This window comes from Amycolatopsis sp. NPDC043885 (genome assembly GCF_056435685.1).
On sequence record NZ_JBWKEA010000018.1, the window covers coordinates 41,518 to 65,209 of the forward strand.

The following is a 23,692-nucleotide window of genomic DNA, read 5'->3' on the forward strand; positions in this document are numbered from 1 at the left end:
CACCGTATCCGTGTGGCTGGTGAAGGTGGCTATCTCAGCGCCGGTGGCGAGGTCCCAAACCCGGACGACACCATCGTAGTCACCAGTGATGGCGACAGGCCGGCCATCGAGAGCGCTGCTGGCCACTGCCCATACCGAGCTGGTGTGGTGGGTGAAGGTGGTGATCTCATCGCCGGTCGCAAGGTCCCACACCCGCGCAGTGTCGTCGTAGCCGGCAGTGACGGCGACGGGTCGACCGTCGAGGGTGCTGCTGGCCACCGCCATCACCGTATCCGTGTGGCTGGTGAAGGTGGCTATCTCAGCGCCGGTGGCGAGGTCCCAAACCCGGACGACACCATCGTAGTCACCAGTGATGGCGACGAGTCGGCCATTGAGGTTGCTGCAGGTCAGTGCCATGACCGGGCCGGTGTGGTGGGTGAAGGTGGTGATGTCTTCGCCGGTCGCAAGGTCCCAGACCTGCACGGTGTCATCTTTGCCGCTGGTGACGGCAATCGGTCGGCCATCGAGAGTGTCGCTGGCCACCGCCATCACTAAGTCTGCGCGGTTGGCGAGAGTGGTGATCTCCTCGCCGGTTGCGAGATCCCAGATCCGCACAGTGCCGTCGTCGCCGCTGGTGACCGCAACCGGTCGGCCATCCAGCACGCTGCTTGTCTCGGCGCAGATATTGGCAGAGTGGCCGCGGGATGCGGGCGAAGTTGTGGCCACGGCAGGAAATCGCCAGACCCGCGCAGTTGTGTCGTCGGCGGCGGTGATGGCGACGGGTCGACCGTCGAGGGTGCTACTGGCCACCGCCATCACCGAGTCGGTGTGGCTGGTGAAGGTGGTGATCTCCTCACCGGTGGCGATATCCCACACCCGCGCAGTGCGGTCTTCGCCAGCGCTGATGGCGACCGGTCGGTCGTCGAGCATGCTGCAGGCCACCGCCAGCGCCGCACGGGTGTGGTTGGTGAAGGTGGTGATCTCCTCGCCCGTGGCGATATCCCACACCCGCGCAGTGTGGTCGTGGCTGACAGTGACGGCGATTGGTCGGCTGTCGAGCCTGCTGCAGGCCACCGCCGTCACCGATTTGATGTGGACGGCGATGGTGGTGATCTCCTCGCCTGTGGCGAGGTGCCAGATCCGCACGGTGTCGTCATAACCGGTGGTGACGGCGACCGGTTGATGGCGTCTGAGGGTGGGTTGGTGAATCGGGTGGCGAGGCGGCTGATTTTGGGGTTGGTGGCGAGGCTTGCGATGGTGTTGAGGAGGCGGATGCCGGTGTGGGTTTTCGGGGAGGCCAGGCGGGGCGCGATCCATGGGACTTTCTGTGCTTGTGCGACGTAGGGCCGCATGATGGTTTCGTAGGCGTGGAAGGCGTCGTGGTGGTCGGTGTGTCGGCTGAGTTCGCCGGCGAGGACGTAGGCGCCGACGAGGGCGAGGCTGGTGCCCATGCCGCTGAGCGGGGAGGCGCAGTAGGCGGCGTCGCCGACGGCCGCGATCCGGCCGCGTGACCAGTGCTTGAGGTGCATCTGGCCGATGGATTCGAAGTAGAAGTCCGGTGAGTCGGCCATGGTGTCGAGGACGCGTGGGGTTTCCCAGCCGGCGTCGGCGTAGTGGCGGCGCAGGAAGTCCTGTTGTGCGGGGGCTTGCAGCCGTTCGAGTCCGGGTTGCGGGTACAGGAAGGACAGTGAGGCGCGGGTGGTGCCTTGGTTGTCGGGGCGCAGGAGGACGACGCGGCGGCCGGGGGCGTTGTACCAGCGGGCCCAGCGGCCGTCGGACTCGGCGCGGGGAATGGTGAAGTAGGCGGTGTAGAGACCGAACGAGCGGGTGCGGGCGATGTCGGCGAAGACGAGGTCGCGGGTGCGGGATCGGAGGCCGTCGGCGAGGACGACGAGGTCGAATCGCCGGTCCGCGCCGTTGCGGAAGGTGACGTCCACGCCGTCGCCGGTGTCGGTCAGCCCGGTGATCTCGTTGCCGAAGACGTAGTCGATGTCGTCGCGGGTGTGCTGGTGAAGCAGGCTGGCGAGTTCACCGCGCAGGAGTTCCAGTTCGGTGACGAACCCGTCGCCATCAAGGGAATCGGTGCCGAACGACGCTCGGATCCGGTTGCGGGCGTCGACAAAGTGCATTCCCTCCTCATGGGTGATGCGGTCGCGGGCGGCCTGTTCGAGGCCCATCCGTTCGATGACGGTGCGGCCGGCGCCGCGCAGGTCGACGGTCTGCCCGCCAGGGCGTAGTTCCGGCGCGCGTTCGATCACGGTCGCGGTCATGCCGTGCTGGTGGAGCCAGTAGGCGAGCGCGGGCCCGGCGATGCTGGCGCCGGAGATCAAGATGGTGCGGGACATGGGTGTCCTCCTTACGGAGCGGGATGCTGGGGTGCCTGATCATGGGCACCGGGCGCGGTGCCCATGATCAGCGGGAGCCGTCTGCGGTCCGGGAGGCGGGCGCGGCGCTCGCCACCGTGGTGTCCGCGTCCACGATGTCCGCCGGTGTCGTGGCGTCGGTATCGGCGGCGAGGTCCGCGTCGTCGGGGCGGGCGCGACGGGGGAACAGCGGTGAGATGAGCAGGAACAGTCCGATGACGATCGCCTGGACCACGAGGGCGTCACGGAAGCTCTCGGTGGGCTGGGTGACGTCGGCGAAGAACACGGTGCTGAACACCGCGACACCGACCGAGCCGCCGATCGCCTGGACCGCGGACAGGACGCCGGAGGCGGAGCCGACCTCGTCGTCGTCGACGGCGCCGAGCACGGTGTTGAACACCGCGGCGATCACGATGCCCGCACCGATGCCGGCGACGACGCTGCCGGGCACGATCTGCCAGATCGTGAAACCGGTGGTGTCGGCCAGAGCGATCCACAGCCAGGCGACACCCGCGAACTGGACGATGGCCCCGGCTTGCAGGACGGCCCTGCCGAGTTTGGCGGCGAGCAATCCCCCGCTGATCCCGCCGCCGACGGCGGTGCCCAGCGCGACCGGCAGATTGCCCAGCCCGGCCTCCCCTGCGGTGAAACCCTGGCCCATCTGCAGGAAGAACGTCAGCACCAGCTGGGTGCCGATCAGGCCGCCGAAGAACAGCGCGACCGCGGCCAGCCCGACGGTGAACGCGGGTTTGCCGAACAGGGCCGGGGTGACCAGCGGGTCGCGGTCCAGGCGCACGACACGGCGCTGCCACAGCGCGAATCCGACGTAGCCGAGCGCGGCGGCGGACAGCGAAAGCCAAGTCCACAACGGCCATCCCGCGGCCTGCCCCTCGTTGAGCGGCAGGACCAGCAGCGCGGACGCGGCGGCGACGAGCACCGCGCCGACGATGTCCACGCGCAGAGTCCGGACCCCGGCGCCGCGGGGCACCAGCCGCCAGGCCAACACCAGTGCGACGAGACCGACCGGGACGTTGACCAGGAACACCAGCCGCCAGCCGAGGCCGAACACATCCCAGTCGACCAGCGCACCACCCAATACCGGGCCCAGCACACCGCCGAGTCCCAGCACCGGCCCGAAGATCGCGAGGGCCTTGGTGAGATCACGGGGCGTCAGGTTGTCGCGCAGGATGCCGAGGCCCTGCGGCAGCATCATCGCCCCCGCCACGCCCTGGACCAGGCGGAAGGCGATCAACAGTCCGACACTCGGCGCGACCGCACACAGCAGCGACGCGAGGGTGAAGGCCACGAGCCCGAACAGGAACATCGGACGGCGGCCGAAGCGGTCACCGAGCCGCCCGCCCAGCACGAGGCCCGCGCCGAGCGTCAGGGCGTAGCCGCCGATCACCCACTGCAAGCCGACCGGACTCGAACCCAGGGACCGCTCGAGCGACGGGCCCGCCACGTTGACGATCGTCGAGTCGATCAGATCCATCAACTCGACGACAAGCACGGTGGCCAGCAGCCACCACACCGCCCGCGGCGATATCTTCTTCTCGGGTATAGACATGATTTTCTCCAGATTCTGGTGGTAGCGCCCGTTTCCAGGCGCGTTCGTACGCCGGAGGACATCCGCGCGGAACGAACGCCCCCGGTGGGCATGTGTGGCGGCTTGCCTGCCGCGGCGAGAAAAGTCAGCGCTTGGGGAAGGAGTCCGCTGTGTCCGTGTAGATCTGCACGACTCCGGTCAAGAAGGCCTCCACGACATCCCGGTCGCGGGGGGCCAGCGCTTCGACGAGGCCCTCCACGCCGCGCAGCAGCGGACGCAAGTGACCGAAGAGCCGGTCCGCCGACTCCGCGACCGGCTCGACCATCACCTTGCGGCGATCGGTGGGATGCGGACGGCGGACGATGTGCCCGGCCTTCTCCAGCCGGTCCACGACGTGCGTGCTCGCCGCGGTCGAGACCCGCAGCCTGTCCGCGAGCTCCTTGGCGGTCAACGGGCCGTCGGTGGTGAGGTGCTCCATTGCCGCCAGATCCGTGGCGTTGATCCCCAGAGCCCCGCTTAGGCGCTGCTCGATCACCCGCGTCAACGTCCCCACCTCTTGCAGGCGTTCCATCACCGCGTTGCCCACGCCAGGGGACTCGACCGTCCGCCGACCAGGCAGATGGTCCGGCCCGGCGGCGGGCGTCGTGTCGGCGCGACGAGAGCCGCGAGCAGAGGAAGTCATGGCCAGTAGACTACTAGATAAGTCACTAACTAGCTTAGCGAGTTTCTGTGATGGTTGCCACCAGGCCCAGGTCTTCCCCCGCAGCGGGGTCGCCTCCTACCGTCTGGTCCTCATGACGACAAGCAACACGGCCGGGCTCACCCCGGCCGGCCCTCAAATCTGGCCCACCCTGCGATGCCGTGACCTTCGCACTTTGATCGACTTCTACGAAACGGCATTCGGTTTCAAGGTCAGGGTCGCCTATCCCGACCACACCGGGCAACTCGTTCACGCCGAACTCGCCGGCCCTCGCGGCGGCGGCATCATGCTGGGCTTGGACGGCAACGACTACGTCGATCCACGACAGCGGATGCCCGTGGCGCCGGTTCGGTGCTACGTCGTCGAACCCGACCCCGACGCGCTCTTCGCCCGCGCCGTCGCCGCCGGAGCCGACGTGGTCCGCGAGCCCTACGACACGCCTCACGGGACCCGCGACTGCGAACTCCAAGACCCCGAAGGAAACCGTTGGCTCTTCGGCACCTCACCCGGCGAGCTATCCACCTCCTGAAGCAACCTCCGGGCCCCTTCGATCCCGCCACCCACAAGGTCAGGGCGGTTCGACCGGTGAGCCCAGTGCGCAACTGGTCGACCTCCCGCCCGAACAGCAGCGCCGGCCTCCGCATACCCGCGAACGTGGCCCGGTTGAGCCAGCGCGGCAGCGTTTGCGGAACATCCTGGCCGGGCCGGAGAACTCGCTCGCCGACACATACATCGGCACCCGGGAGCGCGGGCACGGCGGGAACACTGAGCTTCTCGGCCACGTACTGCCCGACAATCACGTGTCCGATGTGGACGACAACGTCGACATCGGACAGCACCGCCGCCGCCGGCAGCCGCTGCGCCAGCCCTAGCTTCGCCCGCGCCCCATCCGCTCATGTCGCATCGAGTGCGTTGCGCCCCGCTCCTAGTCCGGAAGGAATGATCACGTCACGTCCGCCACTCCGGCTGACAAGGCCAGTCCCTCAGTATTCAGGCGCGGTGACCGAGGCCGGATGGGAGTAACGCGGGCGGCGGTTTTGCTCTGTTCGGCCAAGGCAGCGTTCTCCAGACTCAGCAGGTTGAGCGACGCGGCGTAGATTGCGAGGCGTTCCTCAAGTCCTGCGGTGTAGGTCAGCAGCTCCGCGTGCTTCTTCTTGAGCAACTCGTAGTCGCCGAGTCGCTTCTCGAACGCGGCCGGGGTGTTGTCCGCTGCCTTCACACGAGCTTGGAACAGGTCCTTGAGGTCCAGGTGCTGGTGGGTGAGATACCAGCGTTTGACGCCTGCTTCGAGGGCCAGCTGGGAGATGCTGAGCCTGCCTGTGGATCTCACCGGGGTGTGAGCCGACCGACTTGATGAGGCGAAGGAGCAGGGCTGGTTCGGTGAGGTCGCCGCGATCGAGACCACCCTGGCCGCCGCAACACAGAAGCTCGAGGCTATGCAGGCGTTGGCCACCCAATACACCACAGCCCTGGGTATGCCGAGTTTCCGCCCCGAAGTGGGAAGGTCAAGCTCAGACGGCTGACCCATGCAATCGCTTGCCCGTCCGCTTCTGCCGATGGGCGTGCGTCGGCTGGGCGAATCGATGTCAAGTCCGCTCTGTGATCCACCGGGTCAGGGTTTCGAGGTAGCCGGACGCCAGACCGGTGCCGCCGTCTACCTGAACGCGGTGGTTGGCGTGGGGAAACACCTCAACGGTCAGCGTGGCCCGAGGATGGCGATCGGGATGGCAGCCGGCCGCGGAGAACAGATAGATGCTGTCGGCCACCGGAACCAGTTCATCGGCGCCACCGAAGATCGCCAGGTGCGGACAGTGCAGGCGCAGCGCGTTCGGGATCGGATCGTGGTCTTGCTTGCGCTTGGTGAACTCCCAGAGACTCTCGTCCATCTCGGCCCAGTACTCGCTGAACAGATCATTGACAGCAGCAGAGATCGGCGCGGACCGGACCAGTCTCGTTGCTTCGGCGAAGTCGGCACCGTGCCGACCGGCGCCGACAAGACGGTCGTACGCGGCCAGAGCAGTATCGACGTCGTCGGACGTGACGCCGACTGTCTGCCGGAGGGCGTTAGCCAGTGCGTACCGGTCCTGAGCAGCGGGTGTCATGCCGGGGCAGCCGTTGGTGACCACCCAGGGAACATCCTCTCGGGCCGCGGCGCACAGGACGACCCAGCCGCCTTCGCTGTGCCCGAACAGTCCTGTGGTTTCGGCTTGCACTCCGGGTTGCGCACGGAGGAAGTCCAGGGCGGCGACGGCGTCGACCGCCAAGTCGTCGATGGTCGCTTCGCGCCAGTCACCGGAGGACGCGTCAACACCGCGCTTGTCGTATGACAGCACAGCGATCCCGGCTTCCACGAGGTGTCGGCGGATCGGGGGAAAGTGAGTGTCGTTGTTCCGGTCCGACGGTCCGGACCCACCTACCATGACCACCCCCGGAGCCGGAACACCGCCATCGGGAACAGCCATCGATCCCGCCAACACCACCTCGGCGCTTGAGAAAGCTACATCGCGTACGAGCTCATCGGTAGGGACAGCTGAACCAATTCAGGTCGGTCTCGGACTTTCAGTGGGTGCGCGCGACGCCGGCCAGGCCACGCGACCGGGCGGCGTCCTTGCCGGCGCACGCGATGTCGGGGTGCCATTGAGGTAGCCACACCAGGCCGGGCTCTACCAGCTCCAAGTCTCCGAAGAACTCGGCGATCTGCTCACGCGACCGCATGATCGCCGTGTGGTTGGTCCGGCGCCCGTATTCCTGCGCCACCTTCTTGCCCGCGTTCTGCGTCTCGACGTCCTCGGGCGCGACATGAATATGCGACACCGCCAGGAAACTGCCCGGCGGCAGCATCGCGCGGTGGAACCCGAGCGCGGCGTGCGGATTCTGCTCGTCCGGCATGAAATGCAACAGGGCCACCAGCAGCAGCCCGATCGGCTGCGTCCGGTCGATCAGGCCCGTGTCGAGCACCCGATCCCACAGCAGACGCCGGTCGAAGAAATCGGCGTCCAGCGCGGCATGCCGGTTCGGGTCCGCAGTCTGCTCCAGCAGGATCTGCGCGTGCGCCCGGGCAATCGGCTCGTTGTCGATGTAGACCACCCGGCATTCACCCGGTGCCACCTCATCGGCGACCTCGTGCACATTGCCCTGCGTCGGCAATCCGGAGCCAATGTCCACGAACTGCCGGATGCCCTGCCCGACCATGAAACGGACAGCCCGGCCGAGGAACGCCCGATTCGCACGGGCGAAATCCCGGATCTCCGGCAGCACCGCAAGCTGCTGCTCGGCGAACGCCTGATCGACGGCATAGTTGTGCGTCCCGCCGAGCAGATAGTCATACACCCGCCCCACCGAGACCTTGTCCACCGACGCGGCCACACGGGCATCCTCATCCATGCTCATCGTGTACCCCAAGAGTTTTTCACAGAGGCGCATCAGTACCGGCACACTACCGGGTCCGGAACGGCTCGACGCCCACCGCCGGAGCGTCCACCACGTGCCACAGGTTCTCGTCACCCATCGACATGCCGCAGTTTGAGCAGCGGTTTCTGCACCGCGCCCAGCATCTGCCCGCACCCACGATCACGACGTCGGTTCATGCCCGGCCATCGGCGACGTCTCCCGCTCGCAAGGCATAGCGCCGCTCGGCGTAGGCGAGGTCGTCCCGCCAGAGACGCGCGGACGCACGGCGCATCAGGGGCCGCAGAGCCGGTGCGATCCGGGCGGCCTTGGCGAAACCGGGCCGGTCGGACGTGGCTATCGTCGCCTCGATCACGGCGGTACGCGGTCGTCCGTCGGGGCCGTTCCCGAGCGGCGTGGCATGGGTTTCGACCACGCTGCCCGTGCCTTCGCCGTCGACGATGGTCATCAGCACCGTGCGCGGCTCGGGGCAGGTGAACTCGGCGATCACCGGCACGCCCAGTTTCCCGGCGAGCCGGAAGGTCACTTCGACGACGAACTTGTCCTCGGCGCCGGTGACGTCGTTCCCTTGTGGAGCCGACAGGACCTTCAGCCGGGTGAACGAGTACGGATGGAACCACGCTCCGTGCCAAGGATCGAGCCGGTTCGCGACAACGTCCACCGGTTCGCAGGTCCCGGTCAGCGTCGCGACCGCGTCGATGGTGACGTCGCCTCGCGGACGGACGGGCACGATCGGCCACTCCGTGGGGCTTTCACCACCGAAGCGGTCGAGGCGAACCCAGGCGAGCACTCCGTCGTCATGGGACGGCAGCCGTGACCAGCCCGGCCGCTCGGGCCCGATCCGCAATCCGTGCCACCGGCAGACCAACTCTCCACAATGGACACGAGCCTGGTCGAGCGGAGCACCGAGATGCGGGCAGGCACCCGGGCCGATGACCAGGTCACCATCCGGACCACGCCAGGCCACCAGTTCCCGGCCACCGGCGCGCAGACCCAGTGGCTGATCCGCGCCGATCTCACGACTGGCCGCGACGACGAACCAGTTGCCCGCCGGACGGGCGTCGGCGCGTTTGACCGCGGCGTCGATCAGCGCGGGGCGGCATTCGCGGTAGGTCGGTTCCTGCCGGGCCCAAGCCGGTTCCCGGAACGGCTGGACCGGCCACTTCGCCGGCCAGCGCTCGACCACCTGCCGCCTGAGATCCACCGGAAACCCTCCTGCCGCGCGTCCTCTGCCGGAACGATCCATACCCAGCAATCCTCAGGCACTTGAAGCGATCTCGCAACGGTTCAGGCTTTGAAGCGGGCGGCGGCGACCTCCAGCGCGGTGGTCAGATCGTTGACCCAGGGCGCGCCACGAACGTTGAGGCCCTCCCAGCCGGGACCGGCGACTACGACCTCGGACCCCTGCCGCTGCAGACGCTCACACAGCAGGACGTCGACGGTACTGGCGGACATCGACCACAGGACCACCAGCACCGGATCCATTCTGGACGCCAGACCGGCCAAGGTCTCCGCGGGCACCATTTGACCGAGGTAGACGGCGGGGACACCGATCTCCGCCAGGGACGCCCGGAGAACCTCGACCGGCAGGCTGTGCCGCTCCTCCGGGCAACAGGCGATGAGTACTCCGCGTTCAGACGGCGCGGTGGTGAATCGGGCGACGTAGCGTTGCAGTGCCAGGGAAACCTCGGTGGTGAGCGCCCATTCCGACTCGAAACACACGTCACCCCGGGACCAGCGGCCTCCGAGGCCACGCAGGATCGGCAGCAACACGTCGGCCCACGTCGCCGCCGCGCCGACCGCGTCGAGGGTCTCGTCCAGCAACGCCGCGATGGAAGCGAACTCGAGGTCTTCCGCGGCCTGCTCGAGTTCGTCGACCAGCCTGTCGACGGGTACGACCGGGACCGTCTCACCGATACCGGAGAACGCCGCCGCGGCCGCCTCGCGGGCGGGAATTCCCCGGTCGATCAGCCGCTGCATATGCTGCAACCTGCGAACATCCGCGTCCGAGTAACGGCGATGACGCCCGCCTGCACGAAGGGTGGGGCCGACCCCGTAACGCGAATCCCAGGTCCGGAGCGTGACCGGCGAGACGCCCAGCATCTCGGCGACCTTGCCGGGGGTCCACGAACCGCCGGCTCGGGGGCCGCCAAGGCCGCTCATCTCGTCGACGTCCATCCGTTCCACATTTCCGGTGCCAGTGCCCGCTCACAGGGCTATCACTGCGGGCAGCTTACGAGGTCACCGGACGTGGGCAGGCGCATACCGTCCCCGGAACGAAGAACGCCCGGCGGCGCCACGGAGGGGCCCAAGGGAAGGACCGGTCCACACCAGGCGCCGCCGGGCATCCGGAGCCAGGCGCGAGGGGCGCCGGGCTCCTGAGGGTGGCGGGGACCGGGCCACTCTCGTCCGCGAGACGGTCTTTCTTCGATCCGCGAGCGATCCGGGTTTGAGCCGGGAAATCCCGGGAAACCCACGATTTCCTTGCCCTATCAGCCGACACCGCTCGAGTTGCGGGCGTACCGCCGGATCTAGTAGACAAGGTACACCAGACGTGAAACGGTTATGAAACGAAATCACCGGATCGGCGGAGGGAAGGCGATGGCGTCGACAATGGCGGCGGGAACAGTGCCGTCGAAGGAGGCGCAGGTCGCCTGGCTGGACGCTTTGAGCGGGCGTTGTCTTGCCGAAGCCCACGGTTTCGTCGCAGCACGGGCCGCCGAGCACTTTTCCGGCCGTGGCGAGGGCGAACTCGCGGAAACCGTCCTCCCTCAGTTCCTCGCCGGAGGGAAATTCCTCCGGCCGATGTTCGCCTATGTCGGCTGGCGATGCGGAGGCCCGGAATCGGACGCCGCTCTGCGGGCCGCGTCGAGCTTGGAATTGCTCCATTGTTTCGCGCTGGCGCAGGACGACGTCATGGACGCCTCGGCGCTGCGGCGGGGCCGTCCCGCGCTGCACGTGCGGTTCGCGCGGTGGCATGCCGAACAGGGGTGGAGTGGCTCCGCCGACCGGTTCGGCGAATCCGCGGCGACGCTCGCCGGTGACCTTTTCCTGGTCTGGTCGGAGCAGCTGCTCCGGGAGTCCGGTTTGGACGCGGAAACGCTGTCGCGCGGCTGGCCCAGGTACGACGCGATGCGCGCGGAGCTGGCGGTGGGCCAACTCGCCGATCTGGTGAACGACGCCCGGACGCTTCCCGGCTGGGACGCGCTGCTCGACGTGCTGCGCCGGAAGTCCGGCAACTACACCGTCCGCAGGCCGCTGGAGTTCGGCGCGGCGCTGGCGGGCTGCGGTCCGGACGTCATGGCCGCCCTCGCCGAGTACGGCGGCCTGGTCGGCGAGGCGTTCCAGTTCAAGGACGACCTGCTCGGTGTCTTCGGTGATCCCGCGGTCACCGGCAAACCCGCCGGCCAGGACCTCCGCGATCGCAAGGCGTCCAGCGTCGTGGTGCTCGCCGTGGAGATGGCCGACCGGCGGCAGCGTGACGAACTCGGCGAACTGCTGAACCTGACCACGGTCGACGACGACGCGGTGGCCCGATGGCGCGAACTGATCACGGCGACCGGCGCACGCGAACGCCTCGGCGAACTCATCCGGGAACGTGCCGACAAGGCGCTCGCGGTCATCGACCCAGCCGTCGTCCCCCGACAGTCCGCGGACGCGCTGGCCGTCCTCGCCACCCGGTGCACGGAGCGCGACCAGTGAAAACGGTGCCCGGCCGGACGGACCGGATCGTCGTCGTGGGAGCGGGGTTGTCGGGGCTGGCGGCCGCGTTGCACCTGGCGGGTCGCGGTCGCGAGGTCACCGTCCTCGAACGCGACCCGGGCCCCGGTGGCCGCGCGGGGCGCGTCGAACGCAAGGGCTATCTGCTCGACACCGGCCCGACGGTGCTGACCATGCCGTCGATCCTGCGGGACACCTTCGGCGCCGTGGGCGCCGAACTGGACAAGGAACTGCCGCTCACCCGGCTCGACCCGGCCTACCTGGCACAGTTCGCCGACGGCAGCACCCTGCCCGTGCACACCGACGCCGCGGCGATGACGGACGCGGTACGCGAGTTCGCCGGGCCTGCCGAGGCCGCGGGCTACCTCCGGCTGCGCGACTGGCTGACCCGGCTCTACCGCACCGAGTTCGGCCGGTTCATCGACTCGAACATCGACTCACCGCTGGGCATGCTCAACCCGGATCTGGCCCGTCTGGTGGCGCTGGGCGGATTCCGGCGGCTGGACCCGAAGATCGGGTCTTTCCTGTCCGACGAGCGGCTGAAGCGGGTGTTCACCTTCCAAGCGCTCTACGCGGGCGAGTCGCCCATGCGGGCGCTCGCGCTGTACGCGGTCATCTCCTATATGGACACTGTCGGCGGCGTGTACTTCCCTCCCGGCGGGGTCGCGGCACTGCCCCAGGCGCTCGCCCGGGTCGCCGCCGAGAACGGCGTCACCTTCCACTACGGCGACCCCGTGCGCACGCTCGAACGCGACGGCAGCCGGATCCACGCGGTCCGCACTGCCGCCGGCGAACGCCATCCGTGCGACGCCGTCGTCCTCACGACCGAGCTGCCCGAGAGCTACCGGCTGCTCGGCCGAGCTCCGACGCGGCCTGTTCCGCTGCGGCCCGCGCCGTCGGCGCTGATCCTGCACACCGGCGGCCCCGATACCCGGCCCGATGTCGGGCACCACACCATTTCCTTCGGACACGGGTGGCGCTCGACCTTCGACGAACTCATCACCACCGGCCGCCGCATGAGCGACCCGTCCCTGCTGATCACCCGGCCGACCGCGACCGATCCGGGCCTCGCACCGCCGGGCCGTCAGCTCTACTCGATCCTCGCGCCGGTCCCGAATCTCGACCGGGGCCCCGCGGATTGGGCCGCCGAAGCCGGACCGTACGCGGAGGAGATCCTCGCCGTCGCGCGGCAGCGGCTCCTGCCGGATTTCGAACCCGAGTTCACCGAGGTCATCAGCCCCGCCGACTGGGCCGACCGCGGGCTCGTGGCCGGAACCCCCTTCGGCTACGCCCATTCCTTCGTCCAAACCGGACCGTTCCGGCCCCGAAACCTCCCACGTGGCACCGAAAACGTCGTCCTCGCCGGAGGTGCGACGGTGCCGGGAGTGGGCGTGCCGACCGTGCTGATCTCCGGCAGGCTGGCCGCCGACCGGATCACCGGCGTGCCCGGACGCCGCTCGCGCGTCCTCGACCTGACCACGGAGGCGAGCCGATGACCCGACGCGAACTCGACGCCGCCGAAATCCACGACCCGAGCCTGCGAGCCGCGTACACCTGGTGCCGCGACATCAACGCCCGGCATGGCCGGACGTACTTTCTGGCGACCCGCATGCTGACCCCAGCGCAACGGCCCGCCGTCCACGCGCTCTACGGATTCGCGCGATGGCTGGACGACATCGTCGACGAGCCCGACGCGGACGCCACCCCGGAGTCCCTGGCCACACGACTGTCCGAAGTGGAGGATCGGTTTCTCGCCGAGCTGACCGCGGGGACCAGTGACGATCCCCTGCTGGCGGCGGTGATCGACACGGCGGCCAGGTACGAGCTGGAGGAACCGCTCTTCCGCGACTTCTTCACGTCGATGCGGATGGATCTGAGCGTCACCGACTACGCCACCAGACACGATCTCGACGATTACGTGCGCGGCTCGGCGGAGGTGATCGGCCTGCAGGTGCTCCCGATCCTCGGCGCCGTGGCTCCTCGCGAAGAGGCGGCACCGCGCGCCGCCGCGCTCGGCAAGGCCTTCCAGCTGACCAACTTCCTCCGCGACGTCGCCGAGGACTTCGCGCGCGGCCGGGTCTATCTGCCCGCCGACGAACTCAAGGAACACGACGTCGACCGCGAACGGCTCTCCTGGTGCGCCGAGCACGGCCGAGCCGACGTCCGCGTGCGGGCCGCGATCAAGGAACAGATCGCGGTGACCCGGCGCGTCTACGCCGAAGCGCGGCCGGGAATCGCGATGCTGCATCCGGTCTCACGCCCCTGCGTGGCCACCGCCGCGATCCTGTACGGGGAGATCCTCGACCGGATCGAAGACGCCGGCCACGACGTCTTCGCCGGCCGGGCGACGGTGTCCCGGCGCCGCCGGCTCGGGGTCGCCTGTGGCGCGCTCGCCCGTTCACAGTGGGCTCGGACGCGGCATCCCGCCCCCGCTCCCCCGTCGGCGGTGGGTTGAGTGGGCAAGGTCGAATACCTGGTCGTACTGGCGGCATGCGTCCTGGTGACGCTCCCGTTGGAAATCGCGGGCGCCCGCGTCTACCGGCAGCCGAAACGCCTCGCCCGCGCGCTGCTCCCGGTGGCCGTGGTCTTCCTCGTCTGGGACGCGCTGGCGATCGCCGGTGAGGTCTGGAGTTACGCGCCCGAATTCGTCACCGGCGTCCGCGCCCCGTTCTCCCTTCCGCTGGAAGAGATCCTGTTCTTCGTCGTGATCCCGATCTGCGGGGTGCTGACCTACGAAGCGGTCCAGCTCACCCTCACCGCGGTCCGGCGCCGAGGGAAACAGGTGGTCCGGCGATGATCCCTTGGGGTTACACCGTTCCGGCCGTCGTCTCGGTGATCGTGGTCGTACTGTTCGAGCTCGCCGTGCTGAAGACCGGGCTGTTCCGCAAACCCGCCTACTGGCTCACCATGGCGATCGTCACCGGCTTCCAGATCCCCGTCGACGGCTGGCTGACGAAGCTGTCCTCGCCGATCGTCCTCTACGCGCCCGAACACATCACCGGCTGGCGGTTTCCCTGGGACATCCCGGTCGAAGACTTCCTCTTCGGCTTCGCGATGGTGACCGCCGTACTGCTGCTGTGGGAACGAGCCCGAGCACAAGAGGAGGCGCGATGAACGCCATGGCGCGGGACGGTTTGCCGCGCGATACCGTGCCTTCGGCCTTCGACACCGAAGCCCGGTTCTACGACCGCCTCGTCGGCGCGAATCCCGGCTACCACGAACACTTGCGCCTTTCGGCCCGGCGGCTCGCCCTTCCCGCGGAGGCATCCGGATCGCGGGTGCTGGACGCCGGCTGCGGAACCGGCGCGTCCACGGCGGCCCTCCTGTCGGTGATGCCGAACGCCCGGATCACCGCCTTCGACGCGTCCGGCGAAATGCTGGAGCGAGCCCGGAGCAAGACCTGGCCGGACAGCGTCGAATTCGTGCACACACCGGTCGAGGAGCTGGCCGGGATCCACGGTCCGTTCGACGGCATCCTGGCGGCGTACCTGCTGCGTAATCTCATCGACCCGACCACGCAGCTGCGACGGCTTCGCGGGCTGCTCCGGCCGGGTGGGCGGATCGCGGTGCACGAGTACTCCGTCCGCGATTCCCCGCGCGCCCGCTGGGTCTGGAACGCCGTCTGCGCGGGTGTGATCATCCCGCTCGGGAAGCTCACCACCGGCGACGCCACGCTCTACCGTCATCTCCGCCGCAGTGTCCTCGAGTTCGACGGCGTCACCTCACTCGCCCGGCGCCTCACCGACGCCGGCTTCACCGGCGTCCACACCGCGACCGTCGGCGGCTGGCAGCGGGACATCGTCCACACCGTCGTCGGCACCGCGCCCTCGGAGACGGTGTGACCGGCCCCAGGGACCCCCGCCGCGTCACCCGGCCGGCCCCGCCAGGGCTGGCCGACGCCGGACTGCTCGGACGGCGTCCCACCGCCGCGATCGTGGGCGGCGGCATCGCCGGGCTCACCGCGGCTACCGGACTGGCCGAACGCGGCGTCGCCGTCACCGTCTTCGAACGCGAGGGCCATCTCGGCGGCCGGGTCGGCGGTTGGCGGGAACAGCTGGCGGACGGCACCGCGGTGACCATGAGCCGGGGTTTCCACGCGTTCTTCCGCCAGTACTACAACCTGCGCGCCCTGCTCGCGCGCACCGATCCGCGGCTGGACCGGCTCACCCCGCTGACCGACTACCCGCTGCTGGACGCACACGGCCGCATCGACACCTTCGCCGGGCTTCCGCGCACCCCGCCGTGGAACGCGGTGGCGTTCGCCTGGCGTAGCCCGACCTTCACCCGCAAGGATCTGCTGCATCTCAGCGGCCGCGAGGCGTTGCCGCTGGCGACGGTCAGCGTGCCGGAGATCTACCACCGGCTCGACCGCACCGACGCCTCGACCTTCCTCGAAGCGATCAACTTCCCGCCCGCCGCCAAGCACCTCGCGTTCGAGGTCTTCTCCCGCAGCTTCTTCGCCGACCCGCGCGACCTGTCGGCCGCCGAGCTGGCGACCATGTTCCACCTGTATTTCCTGGGCTCCAGCGAAGGTCTGGTCTTCGACGTACCGACCGAGCCGTTCCCCCAAGCGCTCTGGGACCCGCTCGCGAGCTATCTCACCGGCCGCCGCACCGACATCCGCACCGGCACGACGGTGACCGGCCTCGGCCGGACCCCGGAAGGTTTCGCCATCGAATCAGGCGGCCGGACAGAGAACTTCGACGGCGTGGTCCTCGCCTGCGACGTCTCCGGGCTGCGCGAAATCGTCGCCGCTTCACCGGGTATCGGCACCGAGGCCTGGCGAGCCGACGTCGGCGGTTCGCGTACCGCCCCGCCCTTCCTGGTCCGGCGGCTCTGGCTCGACCGCCCGGTCGAGTCACATCGTTCACCGTTCCTCGGCACCGGAAGCATCCCGCCGCTGGACAACATCAGCCTGCTCGACCGGTACGAGGGAGAAGCTCGGCGCTGGGCCGCCCGCACCGGCGGATCGGTCGTCGAACTGCACGCCTACGCGGCCACCACCGAGGACTCGAGCGGGTTGGAAAAGGCACTGGAAGGCCGCCTCCACGAGATCTACCCGGAGACCCGGGAAGCTCGCGTCGTCGGCGAAATCACGTTGTGGCGCGAAGACTGCCCGCTGTTCGGCGTCGGCGACTTCGCCCGACGGCCCACGGTGGAAACCCCGGACCCGGCCCTCGCGCTCGCGGGCGACGGCATCCGGATCGACCTCCCGGTCGCCCTCATGGAACGCGCGGCCGCCACCGGCTGGACCGCGGCGAACACCCTTCTCGGGCACTGGGGCCTTGCCGGGCACCCGATCCGGTCGGTCCCCAACCACGGCCGGATCCGTCTGCTGAACCGGCTGGCCGCCTCGAAGTCCGACTGAACGCCTATGGCGCGTCTGATAGTCCTCTGCGGTGGCGAGCGGGAATCAGTGTGGTGCCTTCGCGATGCGGAGCGAAGCCCCCGTACTGGACCGTGCTCGGGCCTTGCGACAGCGCCCCGCGGCTCTCCCGGGTGGCAGTGCCGGAGCATGACTTTCGCCGTTGACTTGGCGGAGTGATCTGGCTGCACCGCAGAGGACGCCGTGCCCTGGCTCCCTTGGCCGGGATGGGTGTCGGCGAGGCACTGACATCGGACCCCGGAGCGCCGAGGGCACGAGTTCGTGCCCGTTCTGTCAGCCACACGACTCGAACTGCTCGGCCTCACGCTCGGCGATCGCACCACGCACGGCGGTCGCGGTGAAGGCCAACGCGGCGGCGGCGACAGCGGCCAGAGCGGCCAGGCCCAGTGCGTACGAGCCTAACGCGCCGTACAGGGCGCCCATCACCAGTGGCGGCACGAATCCGCCCAGACCACCTGCTGCGCCGACGATCCCGGTGACCGAACCGACCTTGTTCCCCGGTGCCAGCAGCGCGACGAGCGCGAAGACCGCGCCACTGCCGGCGCCGAGCGCGGCGGCCATGGACAGGAAGGTGATCGTGCCTACCGGCATCAGGGCCGGGGTGAACGCCGTGACCGCGGCCGCGGCGGTGACCACCGCGAAGACTCCGGCCAAGACCCGCACCGGTCCGATACGGTCGGACAGCCACCCGCCCACGGGGCGCATCAGCACGGCCAAGAGCACGAAGCCGGCCATCCGGTTGGCAGCGTCGGCCTGCGTAAGCCCATAGGCAGCCTTCAGATAAGCGGGCAGATAGACGGAAAACGCCACGTAGCCACCGAAGGCGACCGCGTACAGCGCCGATGCCTGCCACGTGATGGGCAGGCGAGCCGTGTCGGCCAAGCGGCGGAGGGCGGACTCGGTCGGCACCGTCCGGCCTGGTGCGTCCCGCAGCAGCAGGAACGCGGTGACGGCGTAGAGGGCCAGTACGACGGCGGTGAGCACGAACGGTGTCGCCGCTCCGCCGGCGTCCACGAGCGGCACGGTGGTCAAGGCACTGATCGCGGTACCGCCCATGCCCGCCCCGAACACGCCGATCGCCAGTCCACGTCGCTGTGGCGGGAACCAGGCGTTGACGAACGGCACCCCCACGGCGAACGCGGTACCGCCGATGCCGAGGAAGAATCCGCCGACCAGCAGGGCCGCCAGCGAGGTATCCCCCACCAGGCCGAGGAAGAGCACCGGCACGATCGTCGCCGCCGAGACCAGCGGGAACATCACGCGTCCGCCGTACCGGTCGGTCAACGCACCAACGGGGATCCGCCCGACCGAGCCGACCACGACCGGGACGGCGACCAGCAGCGCCTGCTGGAACGCGCTCAGCCCGAGGTCCTCTTTGAACAGTGGGCCGAGTGGGCTCAGCAACGCCCACGCCCAGAAGTTCACCGCGAAACCCACGGTCGCGATCGCCAGCATGAGCATCCGCCGGCCGGCCGGTGGTCCGCCGTCGTTCTCGTCCTTGTTGCCCATGGCCGGATCCGTACCCGGCGTTGTCCCGTGCGTCGTCATGTCGCCTCGGACGTTCTCGTCGTAAGTAGTGGACAGCTCAAGGATGCGAACCGAACCGGCGGATCGACAGAGATCGACGGTCCCGTCCTCGCGGGCCGAACGTCCCTTTCGGCGGAATCGCCGTCCGGCTTTCCTCGACGGCGTGGACGAAACACCTCGGACCGACCTCGCGCCACCGACCGCGGCGCGCCCGCGAGGGCCGTTGTTCGTGTGGGCCAACGCGGTGGTGCTGGGCTGGCTGGCCGTCGCCGTCGTGCTGTCGGCCGCGCACCAAGTGCTCGGCTTGCCGGGCTGGGTCGCGCTGCACGCCCTGCTGCTGGGTGCGGTCACCAACGCCATCTTGATCTGGTCCGAACACTTCGTGGTGACGCTGTGCCGCGCACCGGCCTCACCCGTCCGACGGGTGGCGGCCGGACTGATGGCACTGAACCTTTTCGTGGTCACCGTGCTCGCCGGAGTCACCACGGACGTGTCCGTGGTGACCGGTGCCGGTGCCGCGGGCGTCTGCGTGATCGCCGCCGTGCACACCGTTTTCCTGGTGCGTACCTACCGAAAGGCGCTTCAGCGCCGGTTCGGCCACCTCATCGGCTTCTACGCCTCGGCGAGCGTCGCGCTACTGGCCGGCGCCGTCACGGGTGCGGCGCTCGGCACCGGGGCCGCGACCCCGATCTGGTACTCGCGCCTGTGGGGTGCGCACGTCCACCTGACTTTGTTGGGCTGGGTGGGATTCGCGGTGCTGGGCACCCTGTTCACCCTGTGGCCGACCACGCTCGGCACCCGGATCGCCGACGGCACCGCTTCGGCGGCGCGTCGCGCGCTCCCGGTGCTGGCGGTGGGACTGGTCCTCACCGTGGGCGGCATTCTCGCGGCGAGCCAATGGCTGACCCTCGCCGGTCTCGCGTGCTACGCCGCCGGTGTCACTGTTGCGATGATCCCGCTCGTTCGTGCGCTCGGCACCCGCCGTCCGCGAGGTCCGGCGGCTTGGATGCCGGCCGCCGCCATCGGCTGGACGGCCGCGTCCTGGCCGCGAAGCTGATCCTGTTCACCCTGGTCATGGCCGCGGCGACCGTGCACGGCATCGCGCAGGCCAAGCGACGGCCCGCCGCCGCACGAGCCGCGTCCATCACCGCGCTCGTCGGCTCGCTCGGCGTGATCCTGCTCGCCACCGGCCTGGTCGAACAGTAGCCCGCCGGATGGCCCGGCAGGACGGGACCGAAGGTCCCTCCGTGCGGGACGTTCGCCTGGTGATCGGCGGGCCGCTCTCGCCGAACATAGGTGATGCCTTACCGGTCACCCGCCTCGGTCCCGGTGTCCGGATCACTCGAAGGAGCCGCGTCCCCGTGTCTTCCCATCCTGCCCCTGCGAACGACCACGTTCCCGGCCACGGGCCGCTGCTCGGTGCCCGTCGTTTCCTGACCAAGGAGACGGTCGGTGACCACGGCCGGACCCTCCACCAGGTCGATTCCGGTGCCTGGGAGTCGTTCTACCGCGACCGATGGAGCTACGACCGGGTCGTGCGGTCGACCCATGGCGTCAACTGCACCGGTTCGTGCTCGTGGAACGTATTCGTCAAGGACGAGCTGATCACCTGGGAGCACCAGGCGACCGACTACCCGACCACTGGCCCGGACAGCCCGGACTACGAACCCCGGGGTTGTCCGCGCGGGGCGTCTTTTTCCTGGTATGAGTACTCGCCTTCCCGAGTCCGGCACCCCTACGTACGGGGCTCGCTGATCACGATGTTCCGGGCGGGGCTGCGGCGGTTCGGCGATCCGGTCGAAGCCTGGGCCGACATCGTCGAGGACCCGCGCAAGGCAGCCGTCTACAAAGGACAGCGCGGTCGCGGCGGGTTCGTGCGCGCGTCGTGGGACGAGGTGACCACCTTGGTCGCCGCCGCGCATGTGTACACCACCAAGGCCTACGGGCCCGATCGTGTCGTCGGGTTCTCACCGATCCCGGCGATGTCCATGGCGTCCTTCGCGGCGGGCACCCGCTACCACGCGTTGCTGGGCGGCACGCTGCTGTCGTTCTACGACTGGTACGCCGATCTGCCGATCGCCTCGCCCCAGGTGTGGGGCGACCAGACCGACGTCCCCGAGGCCGGCGACTGGTGGAACTCCACCTACCTGGTCATGTGGGGCTCCAACATCCCGGTCACCCGCACCCCGGACGCCCACTTCCTCGCCGAGGCCCGCTACCGCGGCACCAAGGTCGTCGCCGTCAGCCCCGACTACGCCGACAACGTCAAGTTCGCCGACGACTGGCTCGCCCCTCGGCCCGGCACCGACGGTGCGCTGGCGATGGCCATGGGCCACGTGATGCTCACCGAGTTCTTCCGCGACCGCCAGGTCCCCTACTTCACCGACTACGTGCGGTCCTGCACCGACCTGCCCTTCCTGGTGACGCTTCGCGAACGGGAACCGGGCGTCTATGTCGCGGACCGGTTCCTCACCGCCGCGGACCTCGGCGACGATGATCCTGGCGCGCGACACAAGACCGTTCTGCTCGACGACGCGTCCGGTGCCCCGGTGGTGCCGGGTGGGTCGCTGGGATTCCGCTACGGCCCTGAGGGCGAAGGCCGGTGGAACCTCGACCTCGGCGACGTCGTGCCCGCGCTCGGCGTGCTCGATCACGCCACCGGACAGGTTCCCGTGGACCTCGCCCGGTTCGACATCGGCGAGACCGAGGGCGGCGCCACCATGCGCCGCGGTGTTCCGGTCAAGCGCGTGGGCGACCACCTCGTCACCGGCGTCTTCGACCTCATCATGGCCCAGTACGGCGTCCGTCGCGGCGACCTGCCCGGCGAATGGCCGACCGGGTACGACGACGCCGACGCCCCGCACACGCCCGCGTGGCAGGAGCGGCTCACCGGTGTTCCCGCGGCGATGGCGGCCAAGATCGGGCGCGAGTTCGCCCGCAACGCCGAGCGCAGCCGCGGCCGTTCCCTGATCGCGCTCGGCGCGGGCGCGAACCAGTGGTTCCACTCGGACATGACCTATCGCGCCTTCATCGCGCTGGTCACGCTCACCGGCTGCCAGGGCGTCAACGGCGGCGGCTGGGCGCACTACGTCGGCCAAGAGAAGGCGCGGCCGATCACCGGGCAACAGCACATGAGCTTCGCCTTCGACTGGCAGCGACCGATGCGGCACCAGGCGAGCACCCCGTTCTGGTACCTGCACACCGACCAGTGGCGCTACGAGAAGGTGCCCGCCGACGAGCTCGCTTCGCCGCTGGGACAGGGACGGCTGGCGGGTATGGCGTTCGCCGACACCGTCGCGGCAGCTCAGCGCATGGGCTGGTCGCCGGGCCATCCGGCGTTCGACCGCAACCCGCTCGACCTCACCGACGAGGCCGCGGCCGCGGGCGTGAGCACGAGCGAGCACATCGTTTCCGAGCTGCGCGCGGGGCGGCTCAAGGCCGTCGCCGACGACCCGGACGACCCCGCCAACTTCCCCCGCTGCCTGACCTTGTGGCGGGCGAACCTGCTCGGCTCCTCCGGCAAGGGCAACGAGTTCTTCATGAAGCACCTGCTCGGCGTGGATTCGCTGGCGTCGGCCGACGAGTGCGGTCCCGAGGAGCGTCCCCGTGACGTGGTGTGGCGGGACGAAGCGCCCACCGGCAAGCTCGACCTGCTCACCGCGATCGACTTCCGGATGACCAACACCGGCCTGCATTCCGACGTCGTCCTGCCCGCCGCCACCTGGTACGAGAAGCACGACATCTCCACCACCGACATGCACCCGTTCGTGCACGCGTTCTCACCCGCCGTCGCCCCGCCGGGTGAGGTGCACACCGACTACGACGCCTTCCTCTCCATCGCCGACAAGGTCAGCGAGCTGGCGGTCACCCACCTCGGTACCCGCCGCGACGTGCTCGCCGCGCCGCTGCAGCACGACACGCCCGACGAGCTCGCGACGCCGTCCGGCCGGGTCCGGGACTGGAAGCGCGGCGAGTGCGAACCGGTGCCGGGCGTGACGATGCCGAAGCTGGTCGAGATCGAACGTGACTACACGCTCATCGGCGCGAAGATGCGTGCCGTCGGCCCGTTGCTGGACAAGCTCGGCACCACGACCAAGGGCATCACCGTCGACGTCACCACCGAGCTGGAGTACCTGCGCCACCAGAACGGCGTCGTGCCCGACGGCCCGTTCGCCGGCCGTCCGTCACTGTCCACAGCGGACCGGATGTGCGAGGCGATCCTCGCGCTGTCCGGCACGACCAACGGCCGCGTTGCCCACGAAGGCTTCCAGCAACTGGAAAAGCGGACCGGTCACCAGTTCACCGACCTGATCGAGGGCCACGAAACCGATCACGTCACGTACGCGTCCACTCAGGAGGCGCCGCAGCCGGTGTTCACCAGCCCGGAGTGGTCCGGCTCGGAAAAGGGCGGGCGCCGGTACTCGCCGTTCACCATCAATGTCGAACGGCGCAAGCCGTGGCACACTCTCACCGGCAGGCAGCACTTCTTCGTCGAGCACGACTGGGTCGCCGAACTGGGCGAGCATCTGCCCGGCTACCGGCCGCCGTTGAACATGGCCCGGCACTTCGGAAAGCCCGGCGAACTCGCCGACGGCGGCGTGACCGTCCGGTTTCTCACTCCGCACGCGAAGTGGTCGATCCACTCGATGTACCACGACAACGAACTCATGCTCGCGCTCTCCCGCGGTGGTCCGGTGATCTGGATGAGTGTCGAGGACGCCGCCAAGATCGGTGTCGCCGACAACGACTGGGTCGAGGCCGTCAACCGCAACGGCGTGATCGTGGCCCGCGCCGTCGTCAGCCACCGGATGCCCGAGGGCACGGTGTTCCAGTATCACTCCCCCGAACGCACCGTGAACGTCCCGAAGACCGAGAAAAGCGGCAAGGGCAAGGGAAAGCGCGGCGGCTACCACAACTCGATGACCCGGCTGCTCATCAAGCCGACCCATCTCGCGGGCGGCCACGCCCAGCTGACCTACGCCTTCAACTACTACGGCCCCATCGGCAGCCAGCGCGACGAGATCACCGTGATCCGCCGCCGCGGCCAGGAAGTGGAGTACTGA

Annotated in this window: 22 protein-coding genes; 12 read left to right on the top strand and 10 right to left on the bottom strand. The window is 69.1% G+C overall.

The window, feature by feature from the left end; all coding sequences use genetic code 11:
* The 4 genes from AC069I_RS35380 to AC069I_RS35395 form a co-directional block, all read right to left on the bottom strand.
* The coding region (locus AC069I_RS35380; RefSeq protein WP_478267330.1) for a WD40 repeat domain-containing protein at nt 1-1,125 on the bottom strand (1,125 nt) is incomplete at its 3' end.
* Nucleotides 1,059-2,324 (bottom strand): FAD-dependent monooxygenase, encoded by a 1,266-nt coding sequence (locus AC069I_RS35385; RefSeq protein ID WP_478267331.1) that lies wholly within the window; start codon nt 2,322-2,324, stop codon nt 1,059-1,061. The genes AC069I_RS35385 and AC069I_RS35380, both read right to left, overlap by 67 nt.
* Before the next feature lie 67 nt (nt 2,325-2,391).
* Nucleotides 2,392-3,909 carry an MFS transporter gene (locus tag AC069I_RS35390; RefSeq protein ID WP_478224473.1) on the bottom strand — a complete coding sequence of 506 codons (1,518 nt, stop codon included), beginning with the start codon at nt 3,907-3,909 and terminating at the stop codon, nt 2,392-2,394.
* 124 nt (nt 3,910-4,033) lie between these two features.
* Nucleotides 4,034-4,570: a MarR family winged helix-turn-helix transcriptional regulator gene (locus AC069I_RS35395; RefSeq protein WP_465510141.1), complete on the bottom strand. Its 537-nt coding sequence runs from the start codon at nt 4,568-4,570 to the stop codon at nt 4,034-4,036.
* A gap of 112 nt (nt 4,571-4,682) precedes the next feature.
* On the opposite strand from AC069I_RS35395, the gene AC069I_RS35400 reads away from it, so the two are divergent.
* Nucleotides 4,683-5,117 (top strand): VOC family protein, encoded by a 435-nt coding sequence (locus AC069I_RS35400; protein ID WP_478224474.1) that lies wholly within the window; start codon nt 4,683-4,685, stop codon nt 5,115-5,117.
* Nucleotides 5,118-5,271: 154 nt separating this feature from the next.
* Nucleotides 5,272-5,460: a hypothetical protein gene (locus AC069I_RS35405; RefSeq protein ID WP_478224475.1), complete on the top strand. Its 189-nt coding sequence runs from the start codon at nt 5,272-5,274 to the stop codon at nt 5,458-5,460.
* Between the two features lie 71 nt (nt 5,461-5,531).
* Here AC069I_RS35405 and AC069I_RS35410 read toward each other — a convergent pair whose 3' ends face one another.
* From AC069I_RS35410 to AC069I_RS35430, 5 genes are all read right to left on the bottom strand, one after another.
* Nucleotides 5,532-6,041 (bottom strand): hypothetical protein, encoded by a 510-nt coding sequence (locus tag AC069I_RS35410; RefSeq protein WP_478267332.1) that lies wholly within the window; start codon nt 6,039-6,041, stop codon nt 5,532-5,534.
* Between the two features lie 133 nt (nt 6,042-6,174).
* Nucleotides 6,175-7,050 (bottom strand): alpha/beta hydrolase family protein, encoded by an 876-nt coding sequence (locus tag AC069I_RS35415; RefSeq protein ID WP_478224477.1) that lies wholly within the window; start codon nt 7,048-7,050, stop codon nt 6,175-6,177.
* A gap of 97 nt (nt 7,051-7,147) precedes the next feature.
* The gene (locus AC069I_RS35420) at nt 7,148-7,972 is read right to left on the bottom strand and encodes an SAM-dependent methyltransferase (protein ID WP_478267333.1); all 825 of its coding nucleotides are present in this window, start codon (nt 7,970-7,972) and stop codon (nt 7,148-7,150) included.
* A 199-nt stretch (nt 7,973-8,171) separates the two neighbouring features.
* Nucleotides 8,172-9,200: a Rieske (2Fe-2S) protein gene (locus AC069I_RS35425; protein WP_478267334.1), complete on the bottom strand. Its 1,029-nt coding sequence runs from the start codon at nt 9,198-9,200 to the stop codon at nt 8,172-8,174.
* Nucleotides 9,201-9,283: 83 nt separating this feature from the next.
* Nucleotides 9,284-10,174, bottom strand: coding sequence for a MerR family transcriptional regulator (locus AC069I_RS35430; protein ID WP_478224480.1), 891 nt, complete (start codon nt 10,172-10,174; stop codon nt 9,284-9,286).
* Between the two features lie 423 nt (nt 10,175-10,597).
* On the opposite strand from AC069I_RS35430, the gene AC069I_RS35435 reads away from it, so the two are divergent.
* From AC069I_RS35435 to AC069I_RS35465, 7 genes are read left to right on the top strand one after another with little or no spacing between them, the layout of a single operon-like run.
* Nucleotides 10,598-11,698 (top strand): polyprenyl synthetase family protein, encoded by a 1,101-nt coding sequence (locus AC069I_RS35435; protein WP_478224481.1) that lies wholly within the window; start codon nt 10,598-10,600, stop codon nt 11,696-11,698.
* A complete protein-coding gene (gene crtI, locus AC069I_RS35440; RefSeq protein WP_478224482.1) occupies nt 11,695-13,212 on the top strand; it encodes a phytoene desaturase family protein in 1,518 nt (505 codons plus the stop codon). The genes AC069I_RS35435 and crtI overlap by 4 nt, the downstream gene beginning before the upstream one ends.
* Nucleotides 13,209-14,171, top strand: a complete 963-nt coding sequence (locus tag AC069I_RS35445; protein ID WP_478267335.1) for a phytoene/squalene synthase family protein — start codon at nt 13,209-13,211, stop codon at nt 14,169-14,171. The genes crtI and AC069I_RS35445 overlap by 4 nt, the downstream gene beginning before the upstream one ends.
* Nucleotides 14,172-14,513, top strand: a complete 342-nt coding sequence (locus AC069I_RS35450) for a lycopene cyclase domain-containing protein (RefSeq protein WP_478233355.1) — start codon at nt 14,172-14,174, stop codon at nt 14,511-14,513. It begins immediately after the preceding gene.
* The gene (locus AC069I_RS35455) at nt 14,510-14,830 is read left to right on the top strand and encodes a lycopene cyclase domain-containing protein (protein WP_478233354.1); all 321 of its coding nucleotides are present in this window, start codon (nt 14,510-14,512) and stop codon (nt 14,828-14,830) included. The genes AC069I_RS35450 and AC069I_RS35455 overlap by 4 nt, the downstream gene beginning before the upstream one ends.
* Nucleotides 14,827-15,558: a class I SAM-dependent methyltransferase gene (locus AC069I_RS35460; protein ID WP_478224486.1), complete on the top strand. Its 732-nt coding sequence runs from the start codon at nt 14,827-14,829 to the stop codon at nt 15,556-15,558. The genes AC069I_RS35455 and AC069I_RS35460 overlap by 4 nt, the downstream gene beginning before the upstream one ends.
* Nucleotides 15,555-17,084 (top strand): FAD-dependent oxidoreductase, encoded by a 1,530-nt coding sequence (locus tag AC069I_RS35465; RefSeq protein ID WP_478224487.1) that lies wholly within the window; start codon nt 15,555-15,557, stop codon nt 17,082-17,084. The genes AC069I_RS35460 and AC069I_RS35465 overlap by 4 nt, the downstream gene beginning before the upstream one ends.
* 291 nt (nt 17,085-17,375) lie before the next feature.
* Here AC069I_RS35465 and AC069I_RS35470 read toward each other — a convergent pair whose 3' ends face one another.
* Entirely contained in the window at nt 17,376-18,611 is a 1,236-nt protein-coding gene (locus tag AC069I_RS35470; RefSeq protein WP_478267336.1) for an MFS transporter, read from the bottom strand.
* A gap of 181 nt (nt 18,612-18,792) precedes the next feature.
* Between AC069I_RS35470 and AC069I_RS35475 the strand changes: the two genes are divergently transcribed.
* From AC069I_RS35475 to AC069I_RS35485, 3 genes are all read left to right on the top strand, one after another.
* Nucleotides 18,793-19,686 carry a hypothetical protein gene (locus AC069I_RS35475; RefSeq protein WP_478267337.1) on the top strand — a complete coding sequence of 298 codons (894 nt, stop codon included), beginning with the start codon at nt 18,793-18,795 and terminating at the stop codon, nt 19,684-19,686.
* Nucleotides 19,632-19,835, top strand: a complete 204-nt coding sequence (locus AC069I_RS35480) for a hypothetical protein (protein WP_478224489.1) — start codon at nt 19,632-19,634, stop codon at nt 19,833-19,835. The genes AC069I_RS35475 and AC069I_RS35480 overlap by 55 nt, the downstream gene beginning before the upstream one ends.
* A 155-nt stretch (nt 19,836-19,990) precedes the next feature.
* Entirely contained in the window at nt 19,991-23,692 is a 3,702-nt protein-coding gene (locus tag AC069I_RS35485; protein ID WP_478267338.1) for a nitrate reductase subunit alpha, read from the top strand.